General features: G+C 73.2%; 22 protein-coding genes. 9 read left to right on the top strand and 13 right to left on the bottom strand.

Annotation, left to right across the window (positions count from 1 at the left end):
• Positions 1–91 precede the first annotated feature (91 nt).
• On the top strand, positions 92–760 hold the full coding sequence (locus tag ACFU5F_RS06300) for an HAD-IA family hydrolase (protein WP_383882720.1): 669 nt from the start codon (positions 92–94) through the stop codon (positions 758–760).
• Between the two features lie 65 nt (positions 761–825).
• Here ACFU5F_RS06300 and ACFU5F_RS06295 read toward each other — a convergent pair whose 3' ends face one another.
• Positions 826–1,761, bottom strand: a complete 936-nt coding sequence (locus ACFU5F_RS06295) for an NAD(P)-dependent oxidoreductase (protein ID WP_383882717.1) — start codon at positions 1,759–1,761, stop codon at positions 826–828.
• A 78-nt stretch (positions 1,762–1,839) separates the two neighbouring features.
• On the opposite strand from ACFU5F_RS06295, the gene ACFU5F_RS06290 reads away from it, so the two are divergent.
• Positions 1,840–2,208, top strand: coding sequence for a winged helix-turn-helix transcriptional regulator (locus ACFU5F_RS06290; RefSeq protein ID WP_383882714.1), 369 nt, complete (start codon positions 1,840–1,842; stop codon positions 2,206–2,208).
• A 258-nt stretch (positions 2,209–2,466) separates the two neighbouring features.
• On the opposite strand, the gene ACFU5F_RS06285 is transcribed toward ACFU5F_RS06290, so the two are convergent.
• Positions 2,467–2,787 carry an antibiotic biosynthesis monooxygenase family protein gene (locus ACFU5F_RS06285; RefSeq protein ID WP_383882711.1) on the bottom strand — a complete coding sequence of 107 codons (321 nt, stop codon included), beginning with the start codon at positions 2,785–2,787 and terminating at the stop codon, positions 2,467–2,469.
• A 111-nt stretch (positions 2,788–2,898) separates the two neighbouring features.
• Positions 2,899–3,996: a peptidoglycan-binding protein gene (locus tag ACFU5F_RS06280; protein ID WP_383882708.1), complete on the bottom strand. Its 1,098-nt coding sequence runs from the start codon at positions 3,994–3,996 to the stop codon at positions 2,899–2,901.
• 411 nt (positions 3,997–4,407) lie between these two features.
• Between ACFU5F_RS06280 and ACFU5F_RS06275 the strand changes: the two genes are divergently transcribed.
• Positions 4,408–6,462, top strand: coding sequence for a DHA2 family efflux MFS transporter permease subunit (locus ACFU5F_RS06275; RefSeq protein ID WP_383882796.1), 2,055 nt, complete (start codon positions 4,408–4,410; stop codon positions 6,460–6,462).
• Between the two features lie 91 nt (positions 6,463–6,553).
• Here ACFU5F_RS06275 and ACFU5F_RS06270 read toward each other — a convergent pair whose 3' ends face one another.
• Complete coding sequence (locus tag ACFU5F_RS06270) at positions 6,554–7,129, bottom strand: GNAT family N-acetyltransferase (RefSeq protein ID WP_383882705.1); 576 nt, start codon at positions 7,127–7,129, stop codon at positions 6,554–6,556.
• 149 nt (positions 7,130–7,278) lie between these two features.
• Between ACFU5F_RS06270 and ACFU5F_RS06265 the strand changes: the two genes are divergently transcribed.
• Together ACFU5F_RS06265 and ACFU5F_RS06260 are read left to right on the top strand one after the other, a co-directional pair.
• Positions 7,279–8,019: a hypothetical protein gene (locus tag ACFU5F_RS06265; RefSeq protein WP_383882703.1), complete on the top strand. Its 741-nt coding sequence runs from the start codon at positions 7,279–7,281 to the stop codon at positions 8,017–8,019.
• A gap of 5 nt (positions 8,020–8,024) precedes the next feature.
• Entirely contained in the window at positions 8,025–8,609 is a 585-nt protein-coding gene (locus ACFU5F_RS06260; RefSeq protein ID WP_383882701.1) for a hypothetical protein, read from the top strand.
• A gap of 249 nt (positions 8,610–8,858) precedes the next feature.
• Here the strand turns inward: ACFU5F_RS06260 and ACFU5F_RS06255 are convergent, their stop codons facing one another.
• A complete protein-coding gene (locus tag ACFU5F_RS06255; protein ID WP_383882698.1) occupies positions 8,859–9,299 on the bottom strand; it encodes a DUF1992 domain-containing protein in 441 nt (146 codons plus the stop codon).
• Between the two features lie 118 nt (positions 9,300–9,417).
• Here ACFU5F_RS06255 and ACFU5F_RS06250 point away from each other — a divergent pair, with 118 nt between their 5' ends.
• Positions 9,418–9,813, top strand: coding sequence for a hypothetical protein (locus tag ACFU5F_RS06250; protein WP_383882695.1), 396 nt, complete (start codon positions 9,418–9,420; stop codon positions 9,811–9,813).
• 18 nt (positions 9,814–9,831) lie between these two features.
• On the opposite strand, the gene ACFU5F_RS06245 is transcribed toward ACFU5F_RS06250, so the two are convergent.
• Both ACFU5F_RS06245 and ACFU5F_RS06240 read right to left on the bottom strand, forming a co-directional pair.
• Entirely contained in the window at positions 9,832–10,503 is a 672-nt protein-coding gene (locus ACFU5F_RS06245; protein WP_383882692.1) for an O-methyltransferase, read from the bottom strand.
• A gap of 113 nt (positions 10,504–10,616) precedes the next feature.
• On the bottom strand, positions 10,617–11,891 hold the full coding sequence (locus ACFU5F_RS06240) for a DUF2330 domain-containing protein (RefSeq protein ID WP_383882689.1): 1,275 nt from the start codon (positions 11,889–11,891) through the stop codon (positions 10,617–10,619).
• A gap of 260 nt (positions 11,892–12,151) precedes the next feature.
• On the opposite strand from ACFU5F_RS06240, the gene ACFU5F_RS06235 reads away from it, so the two are divergent.
• The gene (locus ACFU5F_RS06235; RefSeq protein WP_383882686.1) at positions 12,152–14,197 is read left to right on the top strand and encodes a bifunctional glycosyltransferase 87/phosphatase PAP2 family protein; all 2,046 of its coding nucleotides are present in this window, start codon (positions 12,152–12,154) and stop codon (positions 14,195–14,197) included.
• Between the two features lie 80 nt (positions 14,198–14,277).
• On the opposite strand, the gene ACFU5F_RS06230 is transcribed toward ACFU5F_RS06235, so the two are convergent.
• Positions 14,278–15,513, bottom strand: coding sequence for a cytochrome P450 (locus tag ACFU5F_RS06230; RefSeq protein ID WP_383882683.1), 1,236 nt, complete (start codon positions 15,511–15,513; stop codon positions 14,278–14,280).
• Positions 15,514–15,737: 224 nt separating this feature from the next.
• Here ACFU5F_RS06230 and ACFU5F_RS06225 point away from each other — a divergent pair, with 224 nt between their 5' ends.
• Positions 15,738–16,907 carry a steroid 3-ketoacyl-CoA thiolase gene (locus ACFU5F_RS06225; RefSeq protein WP_383882680.1) on the top strand — a complete coding sequence of 390 codons (1,170 nt, stop codon included), beginning with the start codon at positions 15,738–15,740 and terminating at the stop codon, positions 16,905–16,907.
• Positions 16,908–17,567: 660 nt separating this feature from the next.
• Here ACFU5F_RS06225 and ACFU5F_RS06220 read toward each other — a convergent pair.
• The 4 genes from ACFU5F_RS06220 to ACFU5F_RS06205 all read right to left on the bottom strand — a co-directional run bounded on the left by ACFU5F_RS06220 (position 17,568) and on the right by ACFU5F_RS06205 (position 22,564).
• Positions 17,568–18,890 (bottom strand): patatin-like phospholipase family protein, encoded by a 1,323-nt coding sequence (locus ACFU5F_RS06220; protein ID WP_383882677.1) that lies wholly within the window; start codon positions 18,888–18,890, stop codon positions 17,568–17,570.
• Entirely contained in the window at positions 18,887–20,074 is a 1,188-nt protein-coding gene (locus ACFU5F_RS06215; RefSeq protein ID WP_383882674.1) for a ComEC/Rec2 family competence protein, read from the bottom strand. The genes ACFU5F_RS06220 and ACFU5F_RS06215 overlap by 4 nt, the downstream gene beginning before the upstream one ends.
• Positions 20,075–20,108: 34 nt before the next feature.
• Positions 20,109–21,911, bottom strand: coding sequence for a S8 family serine peptidase (locus ACFU5F_RS06210; RefSeq protein ID WP_383882672.1), 1,803 nt, complete (start codon positions 21,909–21,911; stop codon positions 20,109–20,111).
• A 242-nt stretch (positions 21,912–22,153) separates the two neighbouring features.
• Entirely contained in the window at positions 22,154–22,564 is a 411-nt protein-coding gene (locus ACFU5F_RS06205; protein ID WP_383882669.1) for a transglycosylase SLT domain-containing protein, read from the bottom strand.
• A 541-nt stretch (positions 22,565–23,105) separates the two neighbouring features.
• Here ACFU5F_RS06205 and ACFU5F_RS06200 point away from each other — a divergent pair.
• A complete protein-coding gene (locus ACFU5F_RS06200; RefSeq protein ID WP_383882666.1) occupies positions 23,106–23,993 on the top strand; it encodes a phosphotransferase in 888 nt (295 codons plus the stop codon).
• Here the strand turns inward: ACFU5F_RS06200 and ACFU5F_RS06195 are convergent.
• On the bottom strand, positions 23,974–25,002 hold the full coding sequence (locus ACFU5F_RS06195) for an MBL fold metallo-hydrolase (protein WP_383882663.1): 1,029 nt from the start codon (positions 25,000–25,002) through the stop codon (positions 23,974–23,976). The two genes, ACFU5F_RS06200 and ACFU5F_RS06195, sit on opposite strands and share 20 nt — an antisense overlap.
• Between the last annotated feature and the right edge of the window lie 128 nt (positions 25,003–25,130).

Below are 25,130 nucleotides of genomic sequence, written 5' to 3'. Positions count from 1 at the left end.
GGGCGGGGCCGCCTTGTCCCTGCGGGCCGCCTCGCCGGGCCCGACCGTCCGCGGCCCCGTTCTTTCGCTCTTCCGCGCCTTGGAGCTGCTGATGACGGCCACCACCGTTCTGACCGCCCGCGCCTTCCTGCTGGACATGGACGGCACCCTCGTCAACTCGGACGCCGCCGTCGAACGCGTCTGGCGGCGCTGGGCCGAGCGGCACGGGCTGGACGGCTCCGAGATCATGAAGGTGGTCCACGGCCGCCAGGGGTACGCCACCATGGCCGTCCTGCTGCCCGACCGGCCCATGGCGGAGAACCTCGCGGACAACGCGCGGCTGCTGGCCGAGGAGACCGCCGACGTGGACGGTGTCGTCCCGATACCCGGCGCGCCGGAGTTCCTCGCCTCCCTCGCCGCCGGCCGCGTGCCGCACGCCCTCGTGACCTCGGCGGACGTCCCGCTGTCCACCGCGCGGATGGCCGCGGCCGGCCTGACACTGCCCGAGCTGCGCGTCACCGCCGAGTCGGTGGGCGCGAGCAAGCCCGACCCCGAGGGCTTCCTGAAGGGGGCCGCCGAACTGGGCATCGCCCCCGAGGACTGCGTCGTCTTCGAGGACTCCGAGGCCGGCATCGCGGCGGGGCGCGCCGCGGGGATGCGGGTCGTCGGCATCGGGGAGCGCGCCCGGTCCCACGGCCCGGACGTGGTGGTCCCCGACCTCACGGCCGTACGGGTCGAGGTCGCGGCGGACGGGGCGGTCCGGCTGCACGTACGCGGCTGACGAGGAGGGGGCCTCGGTCCCCCGGCCCGGGGGCGCTCCCCGCGGGCCGGAGGAGGCGAAGGGCGCTACCGGTCGCCCGCCGGGCGGTCGAGGACGTCCGTCAGCCGGGTGAAGCCGTCCGTGCCGTGGCCTCGGGCTATCGCCCGGCGGGCGAAACCCTCGGCCGACCGCATGACGCTCGCGTCGATGCCGTGGGACTCGGAGACCTGGACGACGTGGGCCATGGTCGACACCGCCGAGGTGAGCGGATTGCCCTCGCCGGAGTGCCGGCCGCTGTCGACCTCCTCCGCGCCCGCCTCGAAGAGCGCGGGCAGGATCGCGGCGATCCCCTGCGCGTACGGGGTCAGCTCCCGCGCGCTCACCCCCTCCGCACGGGCCAGCGCCAAGGCGTGGGTGTAGCCCGCGATCGAGGTCCAGAAGAGGTCGAGCAGCGCGATGTCGTACGTCGCCGCCCGGCCGATCTCCTCCCCCAGGTGGGTGTGGGCGCCGCCCAGCGTGTCCAGCACGGGCCGGTGCGCGCGATAGAGGTCCTCCGGTCCGCTGTAGAGGAACACGCCGTCCGGGGTGCCGATGGTCGGCGTCGGCGTCATGATCGCGCCGTCCAGGTAGCCGACGCCGTGCTCGGCCGCCCAGCCGGCGGTGGAGCGGGCCCGGTCCGGGGTGTCGGCGGTCAGGTTGACCACGGTGCGGCCCTTGAGCGCCCGGGTGACCGCCGGGTCGCACAGGATCGCGTCCGAGGCGTCGTAGTTCACGACGCAGACGACGGTCAGCGCGCTCGCGGCCACCGCCTCCTCGGCCGACCCGGCGCCGACCGCGCCGCGCGCGGCCAACTCCCCGTCCCGGCCCGGCGTACGGTTCCAGACCGTGGTCCGCACCCCGGCGTCCAGGAACGCGCCGGCGAGGGCACGGCCCATCGGACCGAGGCCGAGTACGGTGACGGTGGGGGCGGGGGTGTCCGTACCGGTGGCGCTGCGAGCGGGCTCTGTGATGTGTGCGGGCATGACTCGGTGACTCCTGTGGAAAATAGGCTGGTTGAGGCTGGCTGTCGATTCGCCGGGAACGGGCGAGGGGGAACGAGAATGTCGCGCAAGCGTGCCCAGGACCCGAACGTCTGCGGGGTGACCGCTGCGATCGCCGTGATCGAGGGCAAGTGGAAGACGTCGCTGCTCTGGAGGATGGAGTCCGGCCCGCACCGCCCGGGTGAGCTGCGCCGGATGCTGCCCGGCCTCAGCGAGAAGGTGCTGACTCAGGCACTCCGGGAGATGGAGGCCGACGGGCTCGTGCACCGGGAGGTGCACGACGTGCTGCCGCTGAAGACCGTGTACTCCCTGACCCCGTTCGGCCGTGAACTCTCCGTGGCGCTGGGGCCGTTGTCGGACTGGGGACACCGGCGCCTGGCGACCCTCACTGGCGTCGAGGACGAGACGGTGTGCCGCCCGGCTTCGTGAATCGTCACGTCGTCGTCATGGCCGTCATGGCTGTGATCGCGGTCATCGGGTGCGCCTTCCGTCCTCGGGTTCTTGCCGAGCGACCCCTCGGCCGCTCCTTCTCCACAAGGGTCGCCCGGCGGACTCCGCTCGCCAAGTACCCACAAAAAGGTGGGTGGTCGGGGAACGGCCGCGCCCCCGCCCGGCAGCGGTGGCGCGGCCGTCGGACGGGGGCGAGGGAGGGCGAAGGGGAGGGCCGGCGGTACCGGGCGGCGTACGTCAGGTCCCGGTCTTCGGGCCCGTCTGCTGGACGACCTCGAACGACCAGACGGTCGAGTCGGAGGCGGCCGGCCGGGGGCGGTCGCCGCCGCCCTGGTGGGCCTGCTTCATGGGGCCGTCCATCCACGCCTGGAAGGCGTCCTCGTCGCGCCAGCGGGTGTAGACGAGGTAGTTGTCGGTCCCGTCGACGGGACGCAGAAGCTCGAACCACTCGAAGCCGTCGGAGCTCTCGACCACCCCGGCGCGGGAGGCGAACCGCTTCTCCAGCACCTCGCGCTGCTCGGCCGGGACTGTGAGGACGTTGATCTTGACGATACTCATGGCTTCATCCTGCATCACCCGGGGCGGCGGGGCGCCCGCCGACCCCGGCTGCCCGGCGGCTGCCCCGTCGGCCGCGCCCGGTCCCGCAGGCTGCCCCGGCGGTCACGGCGGTCACGGCTCTTTCGTCTCGGACTCCAGTCGTTCCCGGGTGGCCAGGCCGTAGACGCCCGGCTCGTCCTGGTCCTTCGTGATGCCTCGGCTGCTCTGGTAGACGAGGACGGCCCGCTCGACCTGGCTGTCGTAGCTCTCGTCGATGTCGCCGGTGTAGAGGCCCAACTGGCATAGCCGCAGCTGGAGTTCGGTGACCTCGGGGTCGTCGTCGCCGGGGCGGAGCGTCTTGGGGGCGACCATGCGGCTGTCCTTCGCCCCGTCCGAGCCGGTGGCCGACGAGCCCGTGGACGCGCCCGCGCTGGGCGCGTCGCTCACCGTCGGCTCGGCCGAGACCGACGGCGACGGTGAGCCGGACGCCCCCGACGGCGACGGTGAGGGGGACGGGCTTCGTGAAGGGCTCGGGGACGCCGCGCCCGCGCCACCGCCCGGCGGTGCCGGAGCGGGTGCCCCGCCCCCGCCCTCCCCGGACGGTCCCGCCGGCGAGGCATCCCCGTCCGGCGACGCGTCCGGTGCGCTGGCCCGCAGGTCGTCCGGCAGCGCGCGGTCCCGCTCCGGTGCGTTGTACGAGAACAGCCCGCTCGCGAACCCGGCGGCGGCCATCACCCCCGCGGCGGCGGTGCCGGCCAGCACGACGACGAGCCCCGCACGGCGGCGGCGCCGGCGCCCCGGGCGCGCCGCCGAAGCCTCCGCGGATGTGCGGTCCGGGGAGCGCGGTGCCGCGTCCGGCGAGGCCGACGTACTCCACGAGTCGAGTCCGGCGCCGGGCGTTCCCCCGCCCCGCCGGCCGAACGCCCGTACGCCTCTCGGGTCCGGTGCGGTCGCCGCCGTCGTCACCGGCATGGCGACCGTGGCGGCCCGGTCGGAGGCCGGCCCCCGGCCCGACGCGGCGCGCGATCCGTCGTGTCCGGCGTGCTCGTCGCCCAGTTCCACGTACGGGCGAATCCGGAGGGGGTCGAAGTCCTCCGCGGCCGCGGCCTCGGCCGTACGGGTCTCGAGCAGGGCCTCGGACGCGCGGCGGCCGCACGCGCAGGACGGTGTGCCGTCCGAGGCCCGGGGGGTGGAGCATTCCGGGCATATGTGACTGGTCGGTTCACTCACGTGTCGTTCCTCCCCGTGAAGTCTCCAGAGTTTAAGCAAATGGCCGACACGGAATCTCCCGGAAGCTCAGGGAATCGAGGGTTCCGGAAGGGCTCGACAGGCCATAACCGGTCACACCGACCACGATGGAATGGACAGGGAGGAAGAGGAAACCCGAGGGCCCCGAGGACGTCGTACGGGGACGCCGCGGGAGCCCCCTCGGCGCCACGGGAGGTCCGTATGACCGACGACACCAGCCGCGCCCCGGCCGACGGTGGCGACGAGCCCGCGCGCGCCGTCGCCGGCGCGCGCGCCGGTGCCGGGAGCACCGCCGACGACGCCGGCGGCGCGGACGGCGGCAAGGGGCTCGCACCGCCGTCCGGACCCCGTGGCCAGGGCGTTCCCGTCGCCGAGGGGGTGCCCGGCGGGGTGATGGTCTCGATCGGCGCCCTGCTGCTGGGCATGCTGCTGGCGGCGCTGGACCAGACGATCGTGTCGACGGCGCTGCCGACGATCGTGAGCGAGCTGGGCGGGCTGGAGCACCTCTCGTGGGTGGTCACGGCGTACATGCTGGCCGCGACGGCGGCGACACCGCTGTGGGGCAAACTCGGTGACCAGTACGGCCGCAAGCGGCTGTTCCAGACGGCGATCGTGATTTTTCTCATCGGGTCGGCGCTGTGCGGGGCGGCGCAGGACATGCCGCAGCTGATCGGGTTCCGGGCCCTGCAGGGCCTCGGCGGCGGCGGGTTGATGGTGCTGTCGATGGCGATCGTCGGCGATCTGGTTCCGCCGCGCGAACGCGGCCGCTATCAGGGCCTGTTCGGTGCGGTCTTCGGTGCCACCAGCGTGCTCGGGCCGCTGCTCGGCGGCCTGTTCACCGAGCACCTGAGCTGGCGTTGGGTCTTCTACGTCAATCTGCCGGTCGGAGCGGTGGCGTTGCTGGTGATCGCCGCCGTGCTGCGCATCCCGCGCCGCGCCGAGCGGCACGTCATCGACTACCTCGGCACCTTCCTCATCGCCTCCGTGGCCACCTGTCTGGTCCTGGTCGCCTCCCTCGGCGGTACCACCTGGGACTGGGACTCGGCGCAGATCATCGGCCTCTCCGTCCTGGCCGTCCTGCTCGTCGTGGTCTTCGTGGCCGTCGAGCGGCGGGCCGCCGAACCCGTCCTGCCCCTCAAGCTGTTCCGCGTCCGCACCTTCACCCTCTCCGCCGTGATCAGCTTCGTCGTCGGCTTCGCGATGTTCGGCGCGCTGACCTACCTTCCGACGTTCCTCCAGGTCGTGAAGGGCGTGTCACCGACCATGTCGGGTGTGCACATGCTGCCGATGGTGTTCGGGCTGCTGCTGTCCTCGACGGTCTCCGGACAGATCGTCAGTCGCACCGGCCGCTGGAAGGTCTTCCCCGTCGTCGGGACGGCCGTCACCACGCTCGGTCTGCTGCTCCTGCACCAGCTCGACGCGGACAGCGGCGCCGGTGAGACGAGCGCGTACCTCCTCGTCTTCGGGCTCGGACTCGGGCTCGTGATGCAGGTGCTGGTCCTGGTCGTGCAGAACGCCGTCCCGTACGAGGATCTGGGCGTCGCCACCTCCGGCGCGACCTTCTTCCGGTCCATCGGCGCCTCGTTCGGCGTCGCCGTCTTCGGCACGGTGTTCGCGGGGCACCTCGGCGACAAGCTCACCGGCGCGCTCGACGGGGCCGCGCTCCCGTCCGGGGTGAGCGTGGACGGGCTGCAGGCCGACCCGCGCGAGATCGCCCGGCTCCCGGCCTCCCTGCGCCCCTCCGTCCTGGACGCGTACGCCTCCGCCATCACCGACGTCTTCGTCTACGCCGCCCCGGTCGCGCTGCTCGGGTTCGTCCTCGCCTGGTTCCTGCGGGAGGACCGGCTGCGGGCCTCCGTGACGGCGCCCGACGCCACGGAGACGCTCGCCAGCAACCCGGTCGAGCGGTCGTCGTACGACGAGGTGTGCCGGGCGCTGTCGGTGCTCGGGTCGCGGGAGGGCCGGCGTGAGGTCTACCGGAAGATCACCGCACGGGCGGGCTACGACCTGCTGCCCGCCACGAGCTGGCTGCTGCTGCGGATCCGGCGGTACGGCTGGGCCGAGCCGGCCGTGCTCGTGGAGCGCAGCACCGTCCCGCTCGACGTGATCATGGCCGCCACCCGGCAGGCCGAGTCGAGCGGTCTCGCCCGGCGCGAGGGCATCGACCTCGTCCTCACCGACGCCGGGCACGAAGCCGCCGACCGGCTCGCCAAGGCCCGTGAGGACTCCCTCGCGGAACTCCTCGGCGACTGGTGGGGGCCCGACCGCCCCACCGACCTCATCCGTCTCGTCGGGCAGCTCAACGACGAGCTGTGCGGCTCGGACGCGGAGCGCCCGCACGACGACGGGGCGATCACGCGACGGCTGCCGGGCGGGACCACCGCCGGTACGCCGCCGACACCACCCACGCCCCCCGAGGCTCCCTCGTCCACATCGGTCTCCTCGTGAGCAGGCCGGTCCGTCCGTGAGCCGGTCGGCCCGTCCCTGAGCCGGTCCGTCCGTGGCCCCGCTCGTTCTGTCCGTCAGCCGGTCAGACTCCTCATGGGCCCGTCCGTCCCTTCAGTCTCTTCGTGAACCAGTGATCCGCGTACGCGTGGTCGTTGTGCGGGGCGCTCTCCTCGTACCCCAGCCGGGCGTACAGCGCGCGGGCCTCCACCAGGTCGCCGCGGGTGTCGAGGACGATCCGGTCGGCGCCGAGCGCGCGGGCCGCGTCCTCGGCCGCCGTGACGAGGAGCGCGGCACCGCCCCTGCCCCGTGCCTCCGGCAGCAGGAACACCCGCTTCAGCTCGGCCGTGGCCGCGTCGAGCAGCCGTACCCCCGCCGTCCCCGCGGGCTCGCCCCCGTACCGCGCCACCAGCAGGACGCCGTCCGGCGGCGCCAGATACGCGCCGGTGTCCGCCGCGACCTCCCGCTCCAGCTCGTCCGGGTCGGTGGCGTGCCCCTCGTGCAGCAGGTACCAGCGGTCGCTGACCTCGGTGTAGTAGGCCCGCCAGAGCGCGGCGGCGACGGGGGAGTCGTGGGGCTCCTCGTCCACGGTCCAGCCGGGGGCCGTGCGGTGCGTGCCCCTGCCGGGGCGCGTGGGGGGTGTGGGGGTCGCGCGGGTCATGGCGGTCATTGTCGGGAGCCGAGGCGGGTGGTCCGCAAACGAATTACGCCGTGGTCCGCTCTCGCGCGCTTGCCGTTTGAACGAACGGGTTCGGGCAACCCGGTGCGAAACGGCCCGACGGGGCGAGACGCCCGGGCCGAGGACTCTGGAAGGCATTCATGTCCACAGGCTTGATCATCGCTTTGATCGTGATCGTGGCGGTCGTGGTCGTCGCGGCGGCCGTCCTGGCCCTGCGCGCCCGCGCGGGCGCGGGCGGCGGCGGATCCCTGAAGCGGCGTTTCGGACCGGAGTACGAGCGGGCCGTGACCCGCCATGACGGCGACGAGCGGGCAGCCGCCCGGGAACTCGCGGAGCGGGTGAAGCGGCACGGCTCCATGGAGAAGCGGTCGCTGTCGGGCGCGGAGCGCGAGCGCTACGAGTCCCGCTGGGCGGCCGCCCAGGAGCGCTTCGTCGACTCGCCCCGTGAGGCGGTCGCCGAGGCGGACCGGCTGCTCTCCGAGGTCGCCGCGGCCCGCGGCTTCCCGGACGGCGGCCACTACGAGACCCAGGTGGAGGCGCTGTCCGTCCACCACGCCCACCATGTCCACGGCTACCGCCGGGTGCACCTCGCGGCGCACACCGCACCGGGCCGTGACGGCACCGCGGACGGTGCCGGGCCCGGCACCGGTACCGAGGAGATGCGCGAGGCCATGATCGAGGCCCGCGCCCTGTTCGAGGAGCTGGTGACACCGGACCGCCGGGACGCGCGCGCGGACCGTCACGACACCGCCGGGCGACAGGAACCGGCCCGTCGTGAGGGCAGGGCGCGCGACGAAGGGCGCGACGGTGCGGCCACCGACGGCCGCCACCGGTCCCATCTGCCATGGGCGCCCACCAGGCGCCACGCGAAGGGGAGTTGAGGAGGATGGCTGACGACATGACCAGGAGCGACGGCATCCGCGAGCGCGGTGCGCGCGAGACCCGGGGCACGGGTCCGGAGCGTGACGGCATCAAGGAGAACGGGATCACGCCGGGCACGCGGGCGGCGGACGCGACCGGCTCGGCGGCCGGTACGGGTACCGGGGCCCCGCTGGTCGCGGGCCACGACACCACGACGGGCGGCACCGGCGGCCGTATCGGCACGACGATGGGCGTCGACGACGAGCCCGGCCGGGGCCGCGGCGAGGACAGCGGCAGGGGCGCCGCCCCGGGCGGCTCCCACTCCGCCGGGTCCTCCCTGCTGCCGCACGACGAGAACGACAAGCTGACGACGCGGCTGCAGCACGCGGTCGGCGGGTTCGTCGACGAGCCCCGGTCCGCCGTCGAGGAGGCCGACCAGGTCCTCGAAGAGGTCACCGCCCGCTTCACCGACGCGATGACCCGGCGCCGCCGCACGCTGCGCACGTCCTGGGAGACCCCCGCCGGCGACCGTGGGTCCACCGACACCGAACAGCTCCGGCTCGCCCTGCGCGACTACCGCGAGCTGACCGAACGGCTGCTGCGGCTGTAGCACCGCGGACAGCCACAGACGAGGCCGCGCCCCGGTTCGTGCACCGGGGCGCGGCCTCCTGCGTGCGCCAGGGCCTGTCGTCACCCACCCGTCCGCCCCGCGACGCCTGGCAGGCTCGCCCACGTGGCTCGCTCGAGCGGGAGGTGCCCCACCGACGCACCGGACGCCGCGGGGCCGCCCTTCGGGGCGACGACCGGAAAGTGACGACAGGCCCAGGACCGGAACCCCGGTCACACCGGCGCCCGCCGGTCACGCCTCTCGCGTCGCTCCAGGTCCCTCGCGCATCTCGCGCCTCTCTCGGCTTTCCCGCCACTCCCGTACGACCTCTTCCACGTCGTACGGCTTCAGGCCGAGGGGCGGTCCCGGTGGGGGTTTGAACATCATGTCGCGGATCTTGGCGTTGATCTCGGTGACGATCTTGCGGACGGCGTGTTCGGACCGGGCCACGGCGGCGGTCGCGAGAGCGTCCTCCGCCTCCTTGCGCAGGGCCAGGGTCGGGGGCAGGACGGAGAGGCCCTCACGGGCCATCTTCCGCTTGATCCACCAGAGTTCGTCGTAGGTCGTGTCGTCGTCCCCCAGGGGCCGGCCCGCGCCGGGGAGCGACGAGAAGTCGCCGCGCGCCTCCGCGTCGCGGATCTGTTTGTCGACGAAGGACTCGAAGCTGACACCGGGTGGCTTTCGCTCGGTCATGCGTCCATTGTGCCGGAGCCCGCACAGCAGGACGATCCCGCGATTTATCATGCGGCGGCGGCGTGCCAAACGTGCCGTGCGCAGCGACAATTGGAGTTTGACCCGTTAGGAGCGGTACGTGCTCGAACTCACCATGGCCTCGGTCTCCGAGGCGGACGCCGGGGCGACGGCCGGCATGCAGATGGCTGACGCGCCCAGCGAGCCGGGCGGCGTGCTCCGGGTGGGCCGCGATCGGGCGGTGTGCCGGCTCGCGACACCGGACGACTGGCTTTTCGTCTCCCGTGTGCACCTGGAGTTCCTGTGCGCCCCCGACGGGAGCTGGCAGGTCACCTGGCTGCGGGGCTCGCACGCCGACCCCTCCTCCGAGGTGCGGCTGACCCTGCTCGGCCACCAGCCCTCCCCACTGCCGTACGGCGGCACCGCGAAGCTCCCGCACGGCGCCTCCGGCGAACTCGTCATCTACGACCGCACGAGCCCCCGCAGCGTCAACGTGGGCTTCTACCACGAGGCCTGACAGGGGCCCCGGGCGAGGTCAGCCCAGCACCCGGGCCAGCGCGAACCCGTCGTACCCCTTGGTGCCCACCGTCTGGATCGCCGTACCGCTCAGCCTCGGGTGCGCGGCGATGAGTTCGATGGCGGCCCGGGTGCCGCGGACGTCCGGCTCGGTGCCGGCGGCGTCGGCGACCCGGCCGCCGCGTACGACGTTGTCGACGACGATGACGCTGCCGGCCCGGGTGAGGCGCAGGGCCCACTCCACGTAGTGCGGGTTGTTGGCCTTGTCCGCGTCGACGAAGACCAGGTCGAACGGCTCGGGGTTCTCGTCCGTCAGCTTGGGCAGCGACTCCAGGGCGGGGCCGACCCGTACCTCGACGATGCCGTCCAGTCCGGCGCGCGCGATGTTGCGGCAGGCGACCTCCGCGTGCCGGGCGCTGTACTCCAGGGAGACCAGCCGGCCGTCGGCGGGCAGCGCGCGGGCCAGCCAGATGGTGCTGTAGCCGCCGAGGGTGCCGATCTCCAGGATGCGGCGGGCGCCCTGGATCTGGGCGAGGAGATGAAGGAACTTGCCCTGGTTGGCGGCGACGTCGATGGCCGGGAGTCCGGCCGCCTCGTTGTCGCGCAGTGCCGCCTCCAGTGCCTCGTCGTTCGGGGCGAGGTGGGTGGTGAAGTAGGCGTCGACGTCGTCCCAGGTCCGCGACTCGCTCATGAAGCTGTGCCTCCCGCGCCTTTCGTCAGGGCAGTTATTTAGATCGGCTAAATAGGTGCGCTAATGAATATAGGCGCGGGCGGGCTCCCTGTCAGCGGTTCCCGGGGCGTGTTTCAGCCGATCGGACCGGACTTCGGGTCGGCCGGGGCTGCGGGCGCCTGCGGATGAGCCACCGGCGGCATCGGGGCGCCCTGGGGCGGGAACGGGCCCGGTGGCGGATACGCGCCCGGCTGCTGCGGGTACGCGCCCGGCGGCAGGAACGCCCCCGGCGGCGGCACGGGCGGCAGCTGCCGCTTCGCGTTGCGCCTGAGCACGATCGCGACGGCCACCCCCTTGATCGCCAGCAGGGCGAAGCCGATGCCGAACGACACCAGCCAGCCGGGGATGCCCCACACGCTCCACATCTCGTCCACGTGAATGACCTTTCGGTAGGTGTCGTCAGCCGCTGCCCGCCGCAGCGTGTGGTCGCCGGAGATCAGCTCCGGCCGCGGGAAGTCCTGCTCGACGGCGGTGAGGAAGTCCGTACCGCCCCGGGTGAGATCGCCGAGCGGACCCACTCGCCCGGCGAGGCGCCCGGCGAAGGTCACCTCCGGCGCGTCCCCGCCGATCGAGGAGCCGGGCTCCATCCGGTGCCCGGCGAGGACGTACAGGTCGAGGGCCTGCGGGGTGGTGGCCAGGCGGGACAGGCGCATCGGGTAGACCGGCGCGTCGGCGGCGAAGGCGAGATGCAGCGGGTCGAGGGTGCCGGTCAGCGGCCGACCTGCGGCGGTGTCCTCCGGCGCCAGCCGGACCGCCACGTACTCCCACTTCTTCTGCACGTACGGCTCCAGTGCCGTGTCCAGACGGTCCGGGAGCGCGAAGCCGTTCTCGTCGAGCCAGTCGCCGAGGGCGCCGGAGTCGGTGGCGGTCAGCCGGGCCACGTCGAACGGGCCGAGCCGTTCGCGGCCCACGACGTCCACCGGGGCGCCCGGACTCCGGGGCGCGGCGTCCCCGGCCGCGCCGTCGCCCTCGAACATGTCGAACGGCCAGTCGTGCGAGCGCGGCCAGAAGTACTCCCGCCGCTCGTACACGGGCGCGGTCTCCTCGGCGAGCCGCTCGAAGACGGCCGCGTCACCGAGCCTCACCGTCGCGCGGTTCGGCACCGGCATGATCCAGGCGGCCGTGCGGGCGTCGCCGGAGACCGTCAGACGCATGACGATCTGTTCCTCGCGGCCGTCCCAGCGCACCACGGACGTCTCGCGGTTCACGTACACGTTCCGCCGGCCGTCCGGCACCATCGCGCCGCAACCGCAGGCGTACGCCGGTGCCACCAGCGAGGCCAGCTGGAAGCCCAGCAGGGCGAGCACGACGACCAGAAGCCGTCCGCGCCCTCGTGCGCAACCGTTCATCCCCCGTGCTCCCCCCGCCGTGCGTGTGTGCCCGCGGCCATGTTTCCAGGTGATTGTCAGTGGCCTGTCACGGCCCTGCCCGTGCTGGGCATCCGTGATCGGCCTTGTGCCCCGACAGGGCGGACACCTCGCGCGCACTAGGGTCGTCCCGGACACAACAGAGGTGACTCTCAAGTGACGTAGGGGTTGCCCGTGTCCTACGCGGGGACGGTGAGAGCCCTTCTCGGTGGGACGTCGACGGCTCGGAGGGACGACAACGCGTGGCGACGGAGCAGAGCAGACCGGGCGATGCCGCCGGAGCGGGCCGGGCGGTGGGCCGGCTGGGGACGGCACGAGCCGTACTGTGGCTGGTCGCCGCGGTCCTGGCGGCGCGGCAGATCGCCGTCGTGCTCCGCACACCCAAGGGCGAGCGGCTGACGGACCTGGAGACCTGGGTCGGGCCCGGCGGGGTCCTGCACGTGAACGGGTCCCTGTACGACTCGACGCGGTTCACCGGCACCCCGTTGGCGGGCCTCGTCCTCAAGCCCCTCACCCGAACGGCCGAACAGGCCCTCGGCTGGGGCTGGACCTTCGGCACCCTCCTGCTGGTGGTCGCCCTCGGCCTCGTCGCCGCCCGCGCCCTGCCCGGGCCCGTCAGCCGCCGTACCGCCCTGCTCGCGGCCCCCGTGGCCGTCACCCTGCTGATGCTGTCGCTGCCCGTGCGCAACACGCTGTACCTGGGCCAGACCAGCATCCTCCCCGTCCTGCTCGTCCTCGTGGGCTGCTTCCTCGTCCGGGGCGAGCGTGCCAGTGGTGTCTGCGTCGGGCTCGCCGCGGCCTTCCAGCCGACCGTGCTGTTGTTCGTGCCGCTGCTGTGGTTCACCGGCCGCCGGCACGCCGCCGCGAGCACCGGGCTCACGTTCGCCGGGGCCACCGCGCTCGCCTGGGCCACGCTGCCGCACGACTCGTACACGTACTGGGTGCACCACCTCGCCGGTGTCGGCCTCGGCGGCCGGGCCGACGACCTCGCCAACCAGTCCCTGCACGGCGCCCTGCTCCGCTTCGGCCTCTCGGGCCCGCTGGAGATCGCCGTCTTCCTCGCTCTGGCCGCCGCCGTCGCCGTGATCGGCGTGCGACGGGCCGTCCGGTACGCCCGCGACGGGCAGTTGCTGCTCGCGGTCGCCCTCACCGGCTGTGTGGTGGTCGCCGTCTCGCCGACGTCCTGGCAGCACCAGCTGCTGTGGGTGCTGCTCACGGTGGTCGGCCGGGTCGGCACGAGGGCCTCCTCGCGCTACGCGTGGCCGCTCGCCGTCGTCCTGGTGCTGACGCTGCCCGCGAAGATGATGGTGCCGAACGCGGCCGTCCTGCAGCCGGTACGGGACAACGTCGTGCTGCTGGCCGCGCTCGCCGCCGCGCTCGTGGTGCCGTTCCTCTCCCGTACCTCGGAGTACTACCGGACGCCGGTCCCCACGCAGTACGCCCCGAAGGCGGAGACCCGCTTCCGCTGGGCCCCGCTGCTGCGCCGGGTGGTCACCCGCCCCAACCTGCTCCTCGAACTGCTGCTGATCCGCGTCACGTACGCGGCCTACCAGCGCACCCGGTTGAAGGCCACCGGAAGCCGGGGCGCCGCCGAGGAGCACGCGGCGCAGATCCTCGCCGTCGAGAAGGCCCTGTTCCTCGACGTCGAGCACTGGTTCAACCACACGGTCGTCGGGATCGGCTGGCTGCGGGGCTTCTTCGACTTCTACTACACGTCGTTCCACTTCGTGGTCCCGCTGACGGTCCTCGGTGTCCTCTACTGGCGCCGCCCCGCCGACTACCGCTGGGCCCGCACATCCATCGGCTTCACCACGGTCCTCGCGCTCGTGGGCTTCTTCTGCTACCCGCTGGCGCCGCCGCGCCTGATGCCCGGCCTCGGCATCATCGACACCATCCACGGCGTCCAGGACTTCTCCCGCCCGGACTACGGCAGGCTGACCGAGGTGGCCAACCAGTACGCGGCGATGCCGTCCCTGCACTTCGGCTGGTCGCTGTGGTGCGGGCTCACGATCGCGCTGGTCGCGCCCAGGATGTGGATGAAGGTGCTGGGCCTGCTGCATCCCTTCGTCACGGCCCTGGCGATCGTGGCGACGGGAAACCACTGGATCCTCGACGCGGCCGGCGGCGCGGTGGTGGTGGGCGCGGGCTTCGGCCTGACGTACCTCCTGACGGGGCCGAGGGCCGCCACGACCCGGCAGGGGCCCGGCGAACCGGGTGAGCGCCCGCGGGCGGACCGCGGCCTGTCGCCGGTCTCCCGGCACAACGACGGAGGCAGGGGCGGGGCTTAGGGGGGCTGCGCCCCTGCCTCCGTCGGGACGGGCCGACGGCGCCGGGAGGCCGTCGGCCCGAGCACTGCGGGGCGGGGCTCTCAGGCCGTGGTGACCTGGAGGTGCTTCACCCCGTTGATCCAGGCCGAGCGCAGCCGGCTCGGTTCGCCGGCGAGCCGGAGGCCGGGCATCGCGTCGGCGATCGCGTTGAAGATCAGGTCGATCTCCAGGACGGCCAGCGACTTGCCGAGGCAGAAGTGCGGGCCTCCGCCGCCGAAGCCGAGGTGGGGGTTGGGGTCGCGGGTGATGTCGAAGGTGTCGGGGTCGGTGAAGACGTCCGGGTCGTGGTTGGCGGAGGCGTAGAAGATGCCGACGCGGTCCCCCTTCCTGATCCGCTTGCCGCCGAGTTCCAGGTCCTGGGTGGCGGTGCGCTGGAAGGAGTTGACCGGCGCGGCCCAGCGGACGATCTCCTCGGCCGCCGTCGCCGGGCGCTCGCGCTTGTAGAGCTCCCACTGGTCGGGGTGGGTGAGGAAGGCGTGCATGCCGTGGGTGATGGCGTTGCGGGTCGTCTCGTTGCCGGCCACCGCCAGCATCAGCACGAAGAAGCCGAACTCGTCGGAGGTGAGGTTCCCCTCGTCCTCGGCGGCCACCAGGGTGGTGACGATGTCCTTCGCCGGGCACTGCTTGCGGTCGGCGGCCATGTTCATGGCGTAGGCGATGAGTTCCATCGCCGACTGCTGGCCGACCTCCTCGGTGATGGCGTACTCCGGGTCGTCGTACGAGATCATCCGGTTCGACCACTCGAAGATCCGGATGCGGTCCTCCTGGGGGATGCCGATCAGTTCGGCGATGGCCTGCAGGGGGAGTTCGCAGGCGACCTCGGTGACGAAGTCGAACGGGCCCGCGTGGGCGCCGGCCTCCCGGGCGATGGTGAGGGCGCGGTGGCGCAGGTTGTCCTCCAGCGCGCGGATCGCCCGCGGGGTGAAGACGCGCTGCACGATCTGGCGGACCCGGGTGTGCTCCGGCGGGTCCATGTTCAGCAGGATCAGCCGCTGGGCGTCGATCGCGTCGCGCTCGATGTGCTCGTTGAAGCGGATGATCGCGGTGTTGACCGTCGAGGAGAACAACTCCGGGTGCGTGGAGACGTACTTGACGTCCGCGTGCCGGGTGACGGCCCAGTAGCCCTCGTCCGCGAAGCCCGCGATGCCGGGTGCCTGCGGGATCCAGTGGACCGGTTCCGTGCGGCGCAGTTCGGCGAACTCCGGGAGGGGGACACGGTGGTGCAGCAGGTCGGGGTCGGTGAAGTCGAACCCGTCGGGCAGCGCTGGACAGGGCATCGGCGACTCCTGACGGAGCATCAGATAAAGAGAATTGCGGTGACCGTAGTAACGGGTTCTACAACAAGCAAGGGGTACGGGCTTTTCAGTTGCCGCACGCCCCTTGCGGTGGTGGAGCCGCGCTCAGCAGACTGCTGAGGAGAACTAGAACGCGTACTAGTTCTGCGTGGCGGGCCGGGCCGGGACGCCCCGCGCCGCGCGGGTAACCGTTGAGAGGAATCCCCATGGCCGCGGAACCCGTGATCGTCGAAGCCGTACGCACCCCCATCGGCAGGCGCGGTGGCGCGCTCGCCAACCTGCACCCCGCCTACCTGCTGGGCGAGACCTACCGTGAACTCCTCGGCCGCACCGGCATCCCCGCCGACTGCGTCGAGCAGATCGTCGGCGGCACGGTGACCCACGCCGGCGAACAGTCCATGAACCCCGCGCGCACGGCCTGGCTGACCATGGGCCTGCCGTACGAGACGGCCGCGACCACGGTCGACTGTCAGTGCGGTTCCTCGCAGCAGGCCTCGCACATGGTGGCCAACATGGTCGCGGCGGGCGTCATCGACGTCGGGATCAGCTGCGGCGTCGAGGCCATGTCCCGGGTGCCGCTCGGGTCGGGATCCAAGCACGGGCCCGGCAAGCCGTTCCCGGAGGAGTGGAACGTCGATCTGCCCAACCAGTTCGAGGCCGCCGAGCGGATCGCCCGGCACCGGGGGCTCACCCGCGAGGACGTGGACGCGCTCGGACTGCTCTCCCAGGGGCGGGCCGCAGCCGCGTGGGCCGAGGAGCGGTTCAAGAAGGAGACCTTCGCCGTCCAGGTGCCGACGACCGAGGCGGAGCAGGGGGCCGGGCAGGGCATGTGGCGGCTCGTCGACCACGACGAGGGGCTGCGGGACACGTCCGCGGAGGCGCTGGCACGACTGAAACCGATCATGCCGACGGCGGTCCACACGGCGGGCAACTCCTCCCAGATCAGCGACGGCGCGGCGGCGATCATGTGGGCCTCGAAGCGGATGGCGCGGGCGCTGAAGCTGCGGCCCCGGGCGCGGATCGTCGCCCAGGCGCTGGTCGGCTCCGACCCCCACTTCCACCTCGACGGGCCGATCGACGCGACCAAGGCGGTGCTGGGGAAGGCGGGGATGTCGCTCAGGGACATCGACCTCGTCGAGATCAACGAGGCCTTCGCGTCGGTGGTGCTGAGCTGGGCGCAGGTCTTCGACCAGGACCTGACGAAGGTGAACGTCAACGGCGGCGCGATCGCCCTCGGGCACCCGGTGGGAGCGACGGGCGCGCGGCTCATCGCGACCGCCCTGCACGAACTGGAGCGGACGGACAAGGAGTTCGCGCTGGTGACGATGTGCGCGGGCGGAGGGCTGGCGACGGGGACGATCCTCCAGCGGTTGTGAGGCGGGGAGGGCGGCGCCGGTTCTGACGGACTCGGGGCGGTCGCCCGCGCCGCTCGTCGGGCTGCGGGCGGGCGGCTGGCATGGCCGCCCGTAAGCCGAGGGTCCTCCGGCTGGTGTCCGGTGGCCAGGAGGGCCGCTGACCTGGGGGGCGTTCAGCTGATGGCTCGCGGCTGTGCGGCCGGCGGCTCGCGCGGCTGCCGCGGCCGTCGGGCCGTCGGGCCGTGGTCGTTCGGCGGCTGGACCGCACCGCCGGCGGGCTGTGGGGGCCGGTCGGTGGCGGGTTCCTCGGTGGGATGGCCGGTCGCCTGCGGCCGTTCGCCTGCCGGCCCGTGGCAGGGGCCGCCGGTGGCCCGTGCCGTCCGGTCGCGGACGGGGCGGCCGAGGCCATGGGTGACGGGGGCTGAGTCGGCGGTGGCCTTGCCGGTCGTCCCGCGGCCGGCAGGACCTTCCCCCGTGCGGCCACGTCCCCGGTCTGCCGCTGCCGGGCGCGGCCCCCGTACGCTCACTCACCCCGCCGGTCGTGCCGCGGCGGTCACCGGCCTCTGCCGGGCCGTCCACCGTGACCTCACCCCGCAGGAGTGGGCGCCGTATCTGCCGGACGGGGAGCCGGGCCGGGTGTGCCGGCCCTGGGACGTGGGCCGGGGGCGTCGACGACGGCGCTCACAGCTCAGGTGGGTCGAGGGCCGTCAGGTCGGCCGGGAGGAGCCCGGGGTGGTAGGCGGCCAGAGCGGCGCCGCCGAGCCACCAGCCCCGGTGGATCAGGGCCCGGCACAGGGACGGGCTGAGACGGTCGAAGACGGTGGGGACGAGGGCGAGGTCGCGGCCGTCGTGCGAGCGGTGCTCCGGGAAGGCCGCGCGCCAGCGGTGCGGGAGCGAGTCCGCGGCCGGGAAGTCCGTGGAGAGCTGCACCAGGATGCCCCGGCGGGCCCCGTCCGGGAGTTCACCGACGGGGCCGAGCGCCGCGGCGCGCCGGAAACGCTCGATCGTGGCCCGGGTGCGGAGCGTGGTGCTCTGGCGGTAGAGGAGCGAGTTGGCTCTCGCCAGGTCGCGGATCACCGGGACACGGCCGTACAGGCCGGGGCGCAGCAGGCCGCCCGCGTTGAGGGCGCACAGGAACGTATGGCGGTAGCGGTCGCTGTCGATGGCCTCCAGGCCGGTGTTGTCGTAGGTGCCGCCGTCCAGGAGGACCGGGTCGTGTTCGGCGCAGGGGAAGGGGGAGCCGTCGAGGACGACGGGCGGGAGGAGGCCGGGCACGGCCGCCGAGGCCGAGACGGCGCGGCTGAGGCGCAGGCCCGTGCCCGCGGTGCGGGCGAGGCCGATGGAGTAGTCGCCGTACACGTCGCGTTCGAAGGTGAAGCGGACGCCGGTGGTCATGCTGGCGGCGTTGACGATCCAGCGGACCTGGGGGTCCAGGTCCGCCAGCTCGGTTCCGCCGAGGAACCAGTCGTCGAGGCGCCGGGCCAGTAGATCGGTGCGGGTGGTGGGGCCGAGGGTGCGCCAGATGTCGCGCAGCAGCGACCGCTTGAGGGAGTGGGAGGAGACGTGGTCGACGACGGGGGCGGTCACCAGCTCGTCCACCGCGCGCGGGGTGAAGTTCCGCTCCCGCAGCGCCGGCCAGGCGGTGGCCAGGCACGCGTTCGCTATCGAGCCGCCGGACACCGACGACGAGTAGCGCAGGTGGCGGAGCAGCCCGGCGTCGGCCAGCAGACGGACGAAGCCCAGCGCGGAGAGCGTGGCGCGGAAACCGCCGCCGGAGAGGGCGAGGGCGACCGGGGTCCCGGTGGCGGGCGGCGGTTCGGCCGGGCGGAGCGGGTCCCCGCAGGGGCGGGCGGTCAGGCCGGTGCCGAGGGCGGGGGAGTCGACGGCCCACGACGGGCCGGCGGACGGGCCGGTGCGCGCGGCGGGGGAGGGGGCGGCGTCCGGCGGTGCGGGGAGGGGGGCGGGGCGGGTGAAGGTGTCCTGAGCGTGCCGGGACCTGGTCATGGCCGGTCTCCCATCGTGATGACGAGCGCCTGGTCGGCGGGGCCCCTGACATCGACCTCGAAGGCCCGGTCCGCCCGCAGTTCCGCCAGCGCCTCCTCGGCGAAGGGGATGTGGTTGGTGAGGTGGACGACGTACTCGTCCTCGGGCGCGCGGGACTCCACGAGCCACCGCAGGGTGTCCTCGCCCGGGTGGTGGTGGCGGACGCCGTCGGCCGAGATGACGTAGTGGTCGGCCCGGATCCGTTCGAAGAAGTCCGGCTCCACGTTGCGCTCGCTGCCGTGGTGCGGGAGCTTCAGCAGGTCCACGTGGAACGGGGCGGCGTCGTCGAGCAGGTCGAGGGCGCGCAGCCCGGCGAGGACGTGGTCGCCGCGGGCGTCGCCGGTGAGCAGGGCGGTGCCGTCCGCGTGCCGCAGGAGCAGCACGATGCTGGAGAGGTTCGGCACCGAATCGTCCGCGTAGGCCGCCGAGATGACCTCCGGGTCGCCGCGCCGTCTCGCCTCGTGCCACTTCTCCGCCAGCTCGGCCAGCGCGCCCTCGTCCGGTGCGACGACCGTGACGTCCAGGTCGTGCAGGGTCGTCTCGGCACCCTCGGCGAGAGGTCCGCGGAAGGGGGCGTTGCCGTCCAGGCTCAGGGCGACGGCCGCGTCGCGGATGTCCCGCCCCTGGTTGTAGCTGGCCGTCACCGCCGCCTCGGAGGCGGCGGCGCGTTCGAGGAGCGGGTGGACGGAGGCGCTCAGGCCGGGAGAGCGCTGGTCGACCAGCTCCTCCACGGAGTTGAGCCACAGCGCGTCCACCTCGTACGGCAGGGCCTCCCCGTCCTGCTGGGCCTGCCGCATGTCCCGGAAGAGGCGTACGAGTCCGCCCGCGTGGTCGTCGTCGACGTGGGAGAGGCAGACGACGTCGAGGTGGGGAGGGGTGCCCTCACGCGGGGGATCGTGTGCGGGCGGGTCGCCGTCCCGGTCCTGGCCGCCCCGGCGGGCGCGGGCCCCGTCCGGGCCGGTGAGCCGGTGCAACCGGCCCTGGAGGGAGGCCCGGTAGACGCCGGCGGGGCCGCCGTCGACGAGCATGACCCGCTCGCCGTCGGGGCTTCGCCCGTCCTGCGGGGCCTGTCCGTCCTGTTCCGCGTCCCAGCGGACGAGGAAGCAGTCGCCGTGGCGGGCGTCGAGGAAATCGAAGGTCAGCATGGTCGCCTGCCTTGCCGGACCGGTGGCTCGGCCGTCACACGGACTGCATGGCGCGCAGTACGTCGACGAGCCCGTGGCCCTGGAAGTCGCGTTCACGGGCGAGGTCGGTCGCCGTCGCGCAGAGGATGTCCTTCACGCGCTCGGGGCGGCCGAGCAACTCGCGGTAGCGGGCCAGCAGCATGGCCGCGGCCCCGCTGACGTGTGCCGCCGCCTGGCTGGTGCCGTGCATGGCGGCGATGCCCTCGCCGGGGATCGGTCCGTCGATGTCCTCCCCCGGCGCCACCAGGTCGGGCTTGGGACGTCCGTCGCCGGTGGGGCCACGGCTGGAGAAGTAGCTGACGCCGTGGCGGTGCGGATTGCTGCGGTGGGTGGAGCCGACCGTGATGACGGACTCCGCGTTGCCGGGGTCGGAGATGCTGATGTCCTGGAAGCCGGCCCCCAGGGTCCGTACGGTTCCGGTGAACCCGGCGTTCCCGGCCGCCGTCACCACGACCACGCCCGACCGGGTCAGCCGGTCGCACTCCACGCACACCGGTGTCCACCCCGTGGAGTGGGTGGCGACGTCGTGCGGCACCGACAGACTCAGGTTGACCCCGGCGATGACGAACCGCCCGGCCTGCTCGTTGATGTGACGGATCGCCTGCAGCGCGGTGACGATGGAGAACTCGTCGCCCTCACCGTCGTCGTTCAGCACCCGGAAGTCGTACAGCCGGATGCGGGGACAGATGCCCCGGAACTCCTGTTCCGGCCACCACCCGCCGATGATCCCGGCGATGTGCGTGCCGTGCTGGTCGCCCGGCGGTACGTACGGGTCCGGGTGCCCCGGGGTGGGCGGGCCGGGGGCCGGGCCGGTCTCCACGGACGGCAGCGCCGCCGACCAGTTCACCAGCCCGTTGACCAGCGCGTGGTCCGGGAGCTTCGCCCGTACGCAGGTGAAGTCGAAGGAGCGGGCGATGCGCGACTCCAGTCTGCGCGGCGGCGAGACGGCGGTGTCCCAGTCGTGGAACGCCGAGTGCCGCGCGTCGAGGCCGCTGTCCACGACGGCCCAGCCGATGGAGGCGCTGTCCACCGAGAACACCTGCTCGGCGGCGTCGGCCTTGATGGTCCGCCGGGACCGTACGACCGCGCCGGTGGCCCGGCGGTTCGTCGTCACGGAGACGACGGGGTACTTCAGCCGCCGGTCGACGACCTGTCCGACGGGGCTGTGGGCGCCTCGCACCGGGTACGCGTCCGGGACGGCCTCGGCCAGCATCCGGACCAGCGTGCCGGTGACGTCCTGTTCGCGCGTCGGCCCGCCCGCGTCCGCCACCACCCCGGCCAGCAGGTTGAGGAACCAGGTGAGTTGCCGGCCGCGTTCCTGCCGGCGCCGCATGTTGTCGTGGATCTCGCTGGTCGCGGGCGCCCGGATGTGCCCCCGCAGTGCCGCGTCGATCCCCTCCGCCCCGCTCTCGACGGCGAGTTCATGGGCGACCCGCACCACACCGGCGAGACTGGTCAACGGCAGCAACGCCGTCACCAGTTCCTCCAGCGTGAGCTGCGCCACGACGAAGCTCCCGGCCGCGACCGGCCGGGCCGCCTCCGTCAACCGCAGCCCCTGCAGGCGTTCCAGGGCCCGTTCGACCCCGTACTCCTCGCGGACGGCGAGGATCAGGTCCTGCCGGTACGGGAGCGGGGGCGGGGGCGGTGGTGCCGACGGCGAAGCCGGCGCCCGCGCCGAGGACTGCGGCGGTTCGGCGAAGGCCAGCCACACGTCGAAGTGCACGGGACAGTCGGTCGCCCAGAGGACGGGGACGGGACCCTTCCCGTAGAACACCGCCAGGAGTTCCGATCGGTCCATCACGGCTCCCGATGCGCGTGGCGTGGGAGGGACTTCAGGGACTGCCTCCATTCTCCGCCCCGGCCCCGGCCCCCGCATCCGGGACGGGCACGACGAAGAAGGCGGCGGCCCCGGGGATCGGGGGCCGCCGCCTTCGGTCCGGTTCGGCCGGGGTGTCCCGGCCGCATCGGTCATGCGGGTCTGCGGGTCGTGCGGGTCGTGCGGGTGGTGCCGGTGGTGCCGGTGGTGCGGGTCGTGCCGGATCAGTACCAGTTGTTGGCCTGCCAGAAGTTCCACGCGCCACAGGGGCTGCCGTAGCGGTCCTTCATGTAGTCCACGCCCCACTTGATCTGGGTGGCGGGGTTGGTCTTCCAGTCGGAGCCCGCGGAGGACATCTTCGAGCCGGGGAGCGCCTGGACCAGGCCGTAGGCGCCGGAGGACGCGTTGGTGGCGTTGACGTCCCAGTCGCTCTCGTGGTCCACGATGTGGGAGAAGCACGTGTACTGGGCCGAGTTCCCGATCATCTTCTTCGCGACAGCCTGGGCCTGGGAGGCCTCCGACGCGGCCTGGGCGGGCGCGGCGACGAGCAGGGCACCGGTGGCGGCGGCGGCCAGGGTGACACCGGCGAGGGCCTTCTTCGGGGAGGCGATGCGGCGGAGAGCGGAGCGGGTCACGGGGATCCTTTTCTACGGGGACATGGCCGTCGCGGGCATGCCTTCACCACGTGGTGTGCGGTGGGGGCGTACGTCGGCGCCGAGGCCCGGGTGGGCTCGTCGGCGCCGTGCGACTCCTCCAGAGAAACAGCCCGAGCGGGCGTCCGCAATGACCCCTTTTGCTAGTTGTGGTCGTATTCGCGCCGAAGGGTCTGTCTGTGACGTGGCTCTCATTGCGCAGGTCAGCGGGCATTTCCACATGTGCATGCCATGCACTTCGATCTACGACCCCGGTTCGTATGTGATGTGGGTCCTGTGGGGTGCTTCACGGATCGCGCGACGGACGGTGAGCCGCGATGCGCGGAGGGTTCACCGCGGCGGCGGTGTGAAGGTGACCGCGCTCTCGAACGCGGCCCTGCGGGTGGCCGGCGCAGCGCCTGCAGGAGCGGGGTGCCGAGGGTGAGGGAGGTGACGACCGCGCGGCCAGGTCCCAGCCGGGGGCGGGGCCAGGCGGTGCGCGAGGAGACGGGCGGACGCCCGAGCGCCGGGTTAGATTCGGGCCATGCGCACGGGGAGACTGCTGGGATCGGGCCGCACGGCCGACGTGTACGAACTCCACCTCGACGAAGGCGGGTCCGCACCGCCCGCCGACGTCGGCCTCGCCCCCTCCCGCGAACCCTCCGCCCCCGACGGACTGGCCGACCGTGACGGAGCCGACAGACGGACCGGCCACGACCTCCCCGACGGCGGTACCGGCCCCGGCGACCCCGCGAGCCCGGGAGGGACCACCACGGCCTGGGTGCTGAGGCGCTACCGGGGCGACTGGGGGGACGCGGCCGCCGAGGCCGAGGTCATGGCGTACGTACGGGCCCATGGGTACCCCGTCCCGTGCGTGCGCTCGGCGACCCGTACGGACATGGTGCTGGAGCGGCTGTCCGGCCCGACGATGCTGGAGGCGCTGGCCACCGGCCTGCTCGACCCGGCGCGGGCGGGTGCCACCCTGGCCCGCCTCCTGCACGCCCTCCACGCTCTCCCGCCCCGCGACCGGGCTCCTGCCGCTCTCCCCGGCTCCCGCGTCCTCCACCTGGACCTGCACCCCGACAACGTCATCCTCGCGCCCCGGGGTCCCCGGGTCATCGACTGGAACAACGCCGAGGAAGGGCCGCCCGGCCTCGACTGGGGCATGTCCGCCATGATTCTGGCCCAGGTCGCCGTCGACGTGGCCGACTCGCGCGCGGCGATGGCCCACGCCACGCTGGTCTCCCTCCTCGCCCACCGGTCCCAAGGACCCTCCGGCCTGACGGACGAGGGGCTCGCCGAGGCGGGGCGACGCCGGGCGGCCACGCCGACGATGACCGCGCGCGAGGTCGAACTCATCGCGGCCGCGGAGGAGTTGATCCGAACCCTCACGCACCCGGGAGGGGTGGTCCTCAGACCGCCACGTACGTGACCGGATCGCTCCCCGTCACCGCCTCCGCCCGCCCCAGCTTCACCAGCCGCCGGAGGTGTGCCTCCGCCTCGGAGACCGCGATGTTGCGGGAGCCGAAGGGGATCTGGGACCAGGGGCGGTTCCACTCCATGCGTTCGGCGAGCTGCCAGGGAGTGAGGGGGGTCGCGAGGAGGGTGAGCAGGCCGGTGAGCCGGGACTCGTGGTGGGCCAGCAGCTCCCCCACGCGGGCGGCGGCGTCGGTGAACGCGTACTGGTGGGCGGGCAGGACCTCGGCGGAGCCCAGGCGGCCGATGCGTTCCAGCGAGTCGAGGTAGTCGCCGAGCGGATCGGTGACGGTGTCGTCGTCCGGGTCCTCGTACAGGCCGATGTGCGGGCTGATCTCGGGGAGGAGATGGTCGCCGGAGAACAGGCGGCCGTGGCCCGGCAGTTGAGCGGGATGCGCCTCCTCCAGATGGAGGCAGACGTGTCCCGGGGTGTGCCCCGGCGTCCAGATCGCGCGGACGCGGCGGCCGGGGAGGTCCAGGAGTTCGCCGGGCACGATCTCGCGGTCGGGCAGCGCGGGGGAGAAGCCGGGCAGGGCGCGGGGGCGGCGCGGGGCGCGCAGCGGCGCGAGGTGTTCCTCCGGCGCGCCCGCCGCCGTGAGCTTGTCCGTCATGTACGTGAACCAGCGGTCCGGGCCGGTCCCGCGCGTGCGCCGGACGATCGCCGTGTCCGCCGCGTGCATCGCGATCCACGCCCCGGATGCCTCGCGCACCGCGCCGGACAGGCCGTGATGGTCGGGGTGGTGGTGTGTGATCACGACACCGTGGACCTCCGTGACCGACGTGCCGCACGCCGTCAGCCCCGCGGCGAGCGTGTCCCAGGACGCCGGGTCGTCCCAGCCGGTGTCGACGAGGACCGGCCCGCGGTCGGTGTCGACGACGTACACGAGGGTGTGGCCGAGCGGGTTGTCCGGGATGGGGACCTCGATGGACCGTACGCCTCCGCCGTGATCGGTCACGTGTGTCATGAACTCACTATAACTAGAACGAGTTCCACCGGGGCAGGGATGGAGGGGCGCGGTCGTCGGTGGGCGACATGGACTCCTCCCACGGGAACTGGTATCAGTTCCCTATCAGAAAACTGACGGTACGTCAG

It is taken from the genome of Streptomyces sp. NPDC057438 (genome assembly GCF_042802995.1).
In the GTDB taxonomy this organism is placed as follows: domain Bacteria; phylum Actinomycetota; class Actinomycetes; order Streptomycetales; family Streptomycetaceae; genus Streptomyces.
Note: the sequence above shows the minus strand (reverse complement) of the source record. Positions and strands in the feature narration are given on the sequence as shown.

Excerpts from the sequence above, each read along its gene's own strand:
- ACFU5F_RS06220 (WP_383882677.1), bottom strand. The coding sequence starts at position 18,890 with ATGACCAGGTCCCGGCACGCTCAGGACACCTTCACCCGCCCCGCCCCC.
- ACFU5F_RS06290 (WP_383882714.1), top strand. The coding sequence starts at position 1,840 with ATGTCGCGCAAGCGTGCCCAGGACCCGAACGTCTGCGGGGTGACCGCT.
- ACFU5F_RS06260 (WP_383882701.1), top strand. The coding sequence starts at position 8,025 with ATGGCTGACGACATGACCAGGAGCGACGGCATCCGCGAGCGCGGTGCG.
- ACFU5F_RS06200 (WP_383882666.1), top strand. The coding sequence starts at position 23,106 with ATGCGCACGGGGAGACTGCTGGGATCGGGCCGCACGGCCGACGTGTAC.
- ACFU5F_RS06255 (WP_383882698.1), bottom strand. The coding sequence starts at position 9,299 with ATGACCGAGCGAAAGCCACCCGGTGTCAGCTTCGAGTCCTTCGTCGAC.
- ACFU5F_RS06295 (WP_383882717.1), bottom strand. The coding sequence starts at position 1,761 with ATGCCCGCACACATCACAGAGCCCGCTCGCAGCGCCACCGGTACGGAC.
- ACFU5F_RS06215 (WP_383882674.1), bottom strand. The coding sequence starts at position 20,074 with ATGCTGACCTTCGATTTCCTCGACGCCCGCCACGGCGACTGCTTCCTC.
- ACFU5F_RS06270 (WP_383882705.1), bottom strand. The coding sequence starts at position 7,129 with ATGACCGCCATGACCCGCGCGACCCCCACACCCCCCACGCGCCCCGGC.
- ACFU5F_RS06225 (WP_383882680.1), top strand. The coding sequence starts at position 15,738 with ATGGCCGCGGAACCCGTGATCGTCGAAGCCGTACGCACCCCCATCGGC.
- ACFU5F_RS06230 (WP_383882683.1), bottom strand. The coding sequence starts at position 15,513 with ATGCCCTGTCCAGCGCTGCCCGACGGGTTCGACTTCACCGACCCCGAC.
- ACFU5F_RS06240 (WP_383882689.1), bottom strand. The coding sequence starts at position 11,891 with ATGAACGGTTGCGCACGAGGGCGCGGACGGCTTCTGGTCGTCGTGCTC.
- ACFU5F_RS06195 (WP_383882663.1), bottom strand. The coding sequence starts at position 25,002 with ATGACACACGTGACCGATCACGGCGGAGGCGTACGGTCCATCGAGGTC.
- ACFU5F_RS06245 (WP_383882692.1), bottom strand. The coding sequence starts at position 10,503 with ATGAGCGAGTCGCGGACCTGGGACGACGTCGACGCCTACTTCACCACC.
- ACFU5F_RS06285 (WP_383882711.1), bottom strand. The coding sequence starts at position 2,787 with ATGAGTATCGTCAAGATCAACGTCCTCACAGTCCCGGCCGAGCAGCGC.
- ACFU5F_RS06265 (WP_383882703.1), top strand. The coding sequence starts at position 7,279 with ATGTCCACAGGCTTGATCATCGCTTTGATCGTGATCGTGGCGGTCGTG.
- ACFU5F_RS06275 (WP_383882796.1), top strand. The coding sequence starts at position 4,408 with ATGGTCTCGATCGGCGCCCTGCTGCTGGGCATGCTGCTGGCGGCGCTG.
- ACFU5F_RS06300 (WP_383882720.1), top strand. The coding sequence starts at position 92 with ATGACGGCCACCACCGTTCTGACCGCCCGCGCCTTCCTGCTGGACATG.
- ACFU5F_RS06210 (WP_383882672.1), bottom strand. The coding sequence starts at position 21,911 with ATGGACCGATCGGAACTCCTGGCGGTGTTCTACGGGAAGGGTCCCGTC.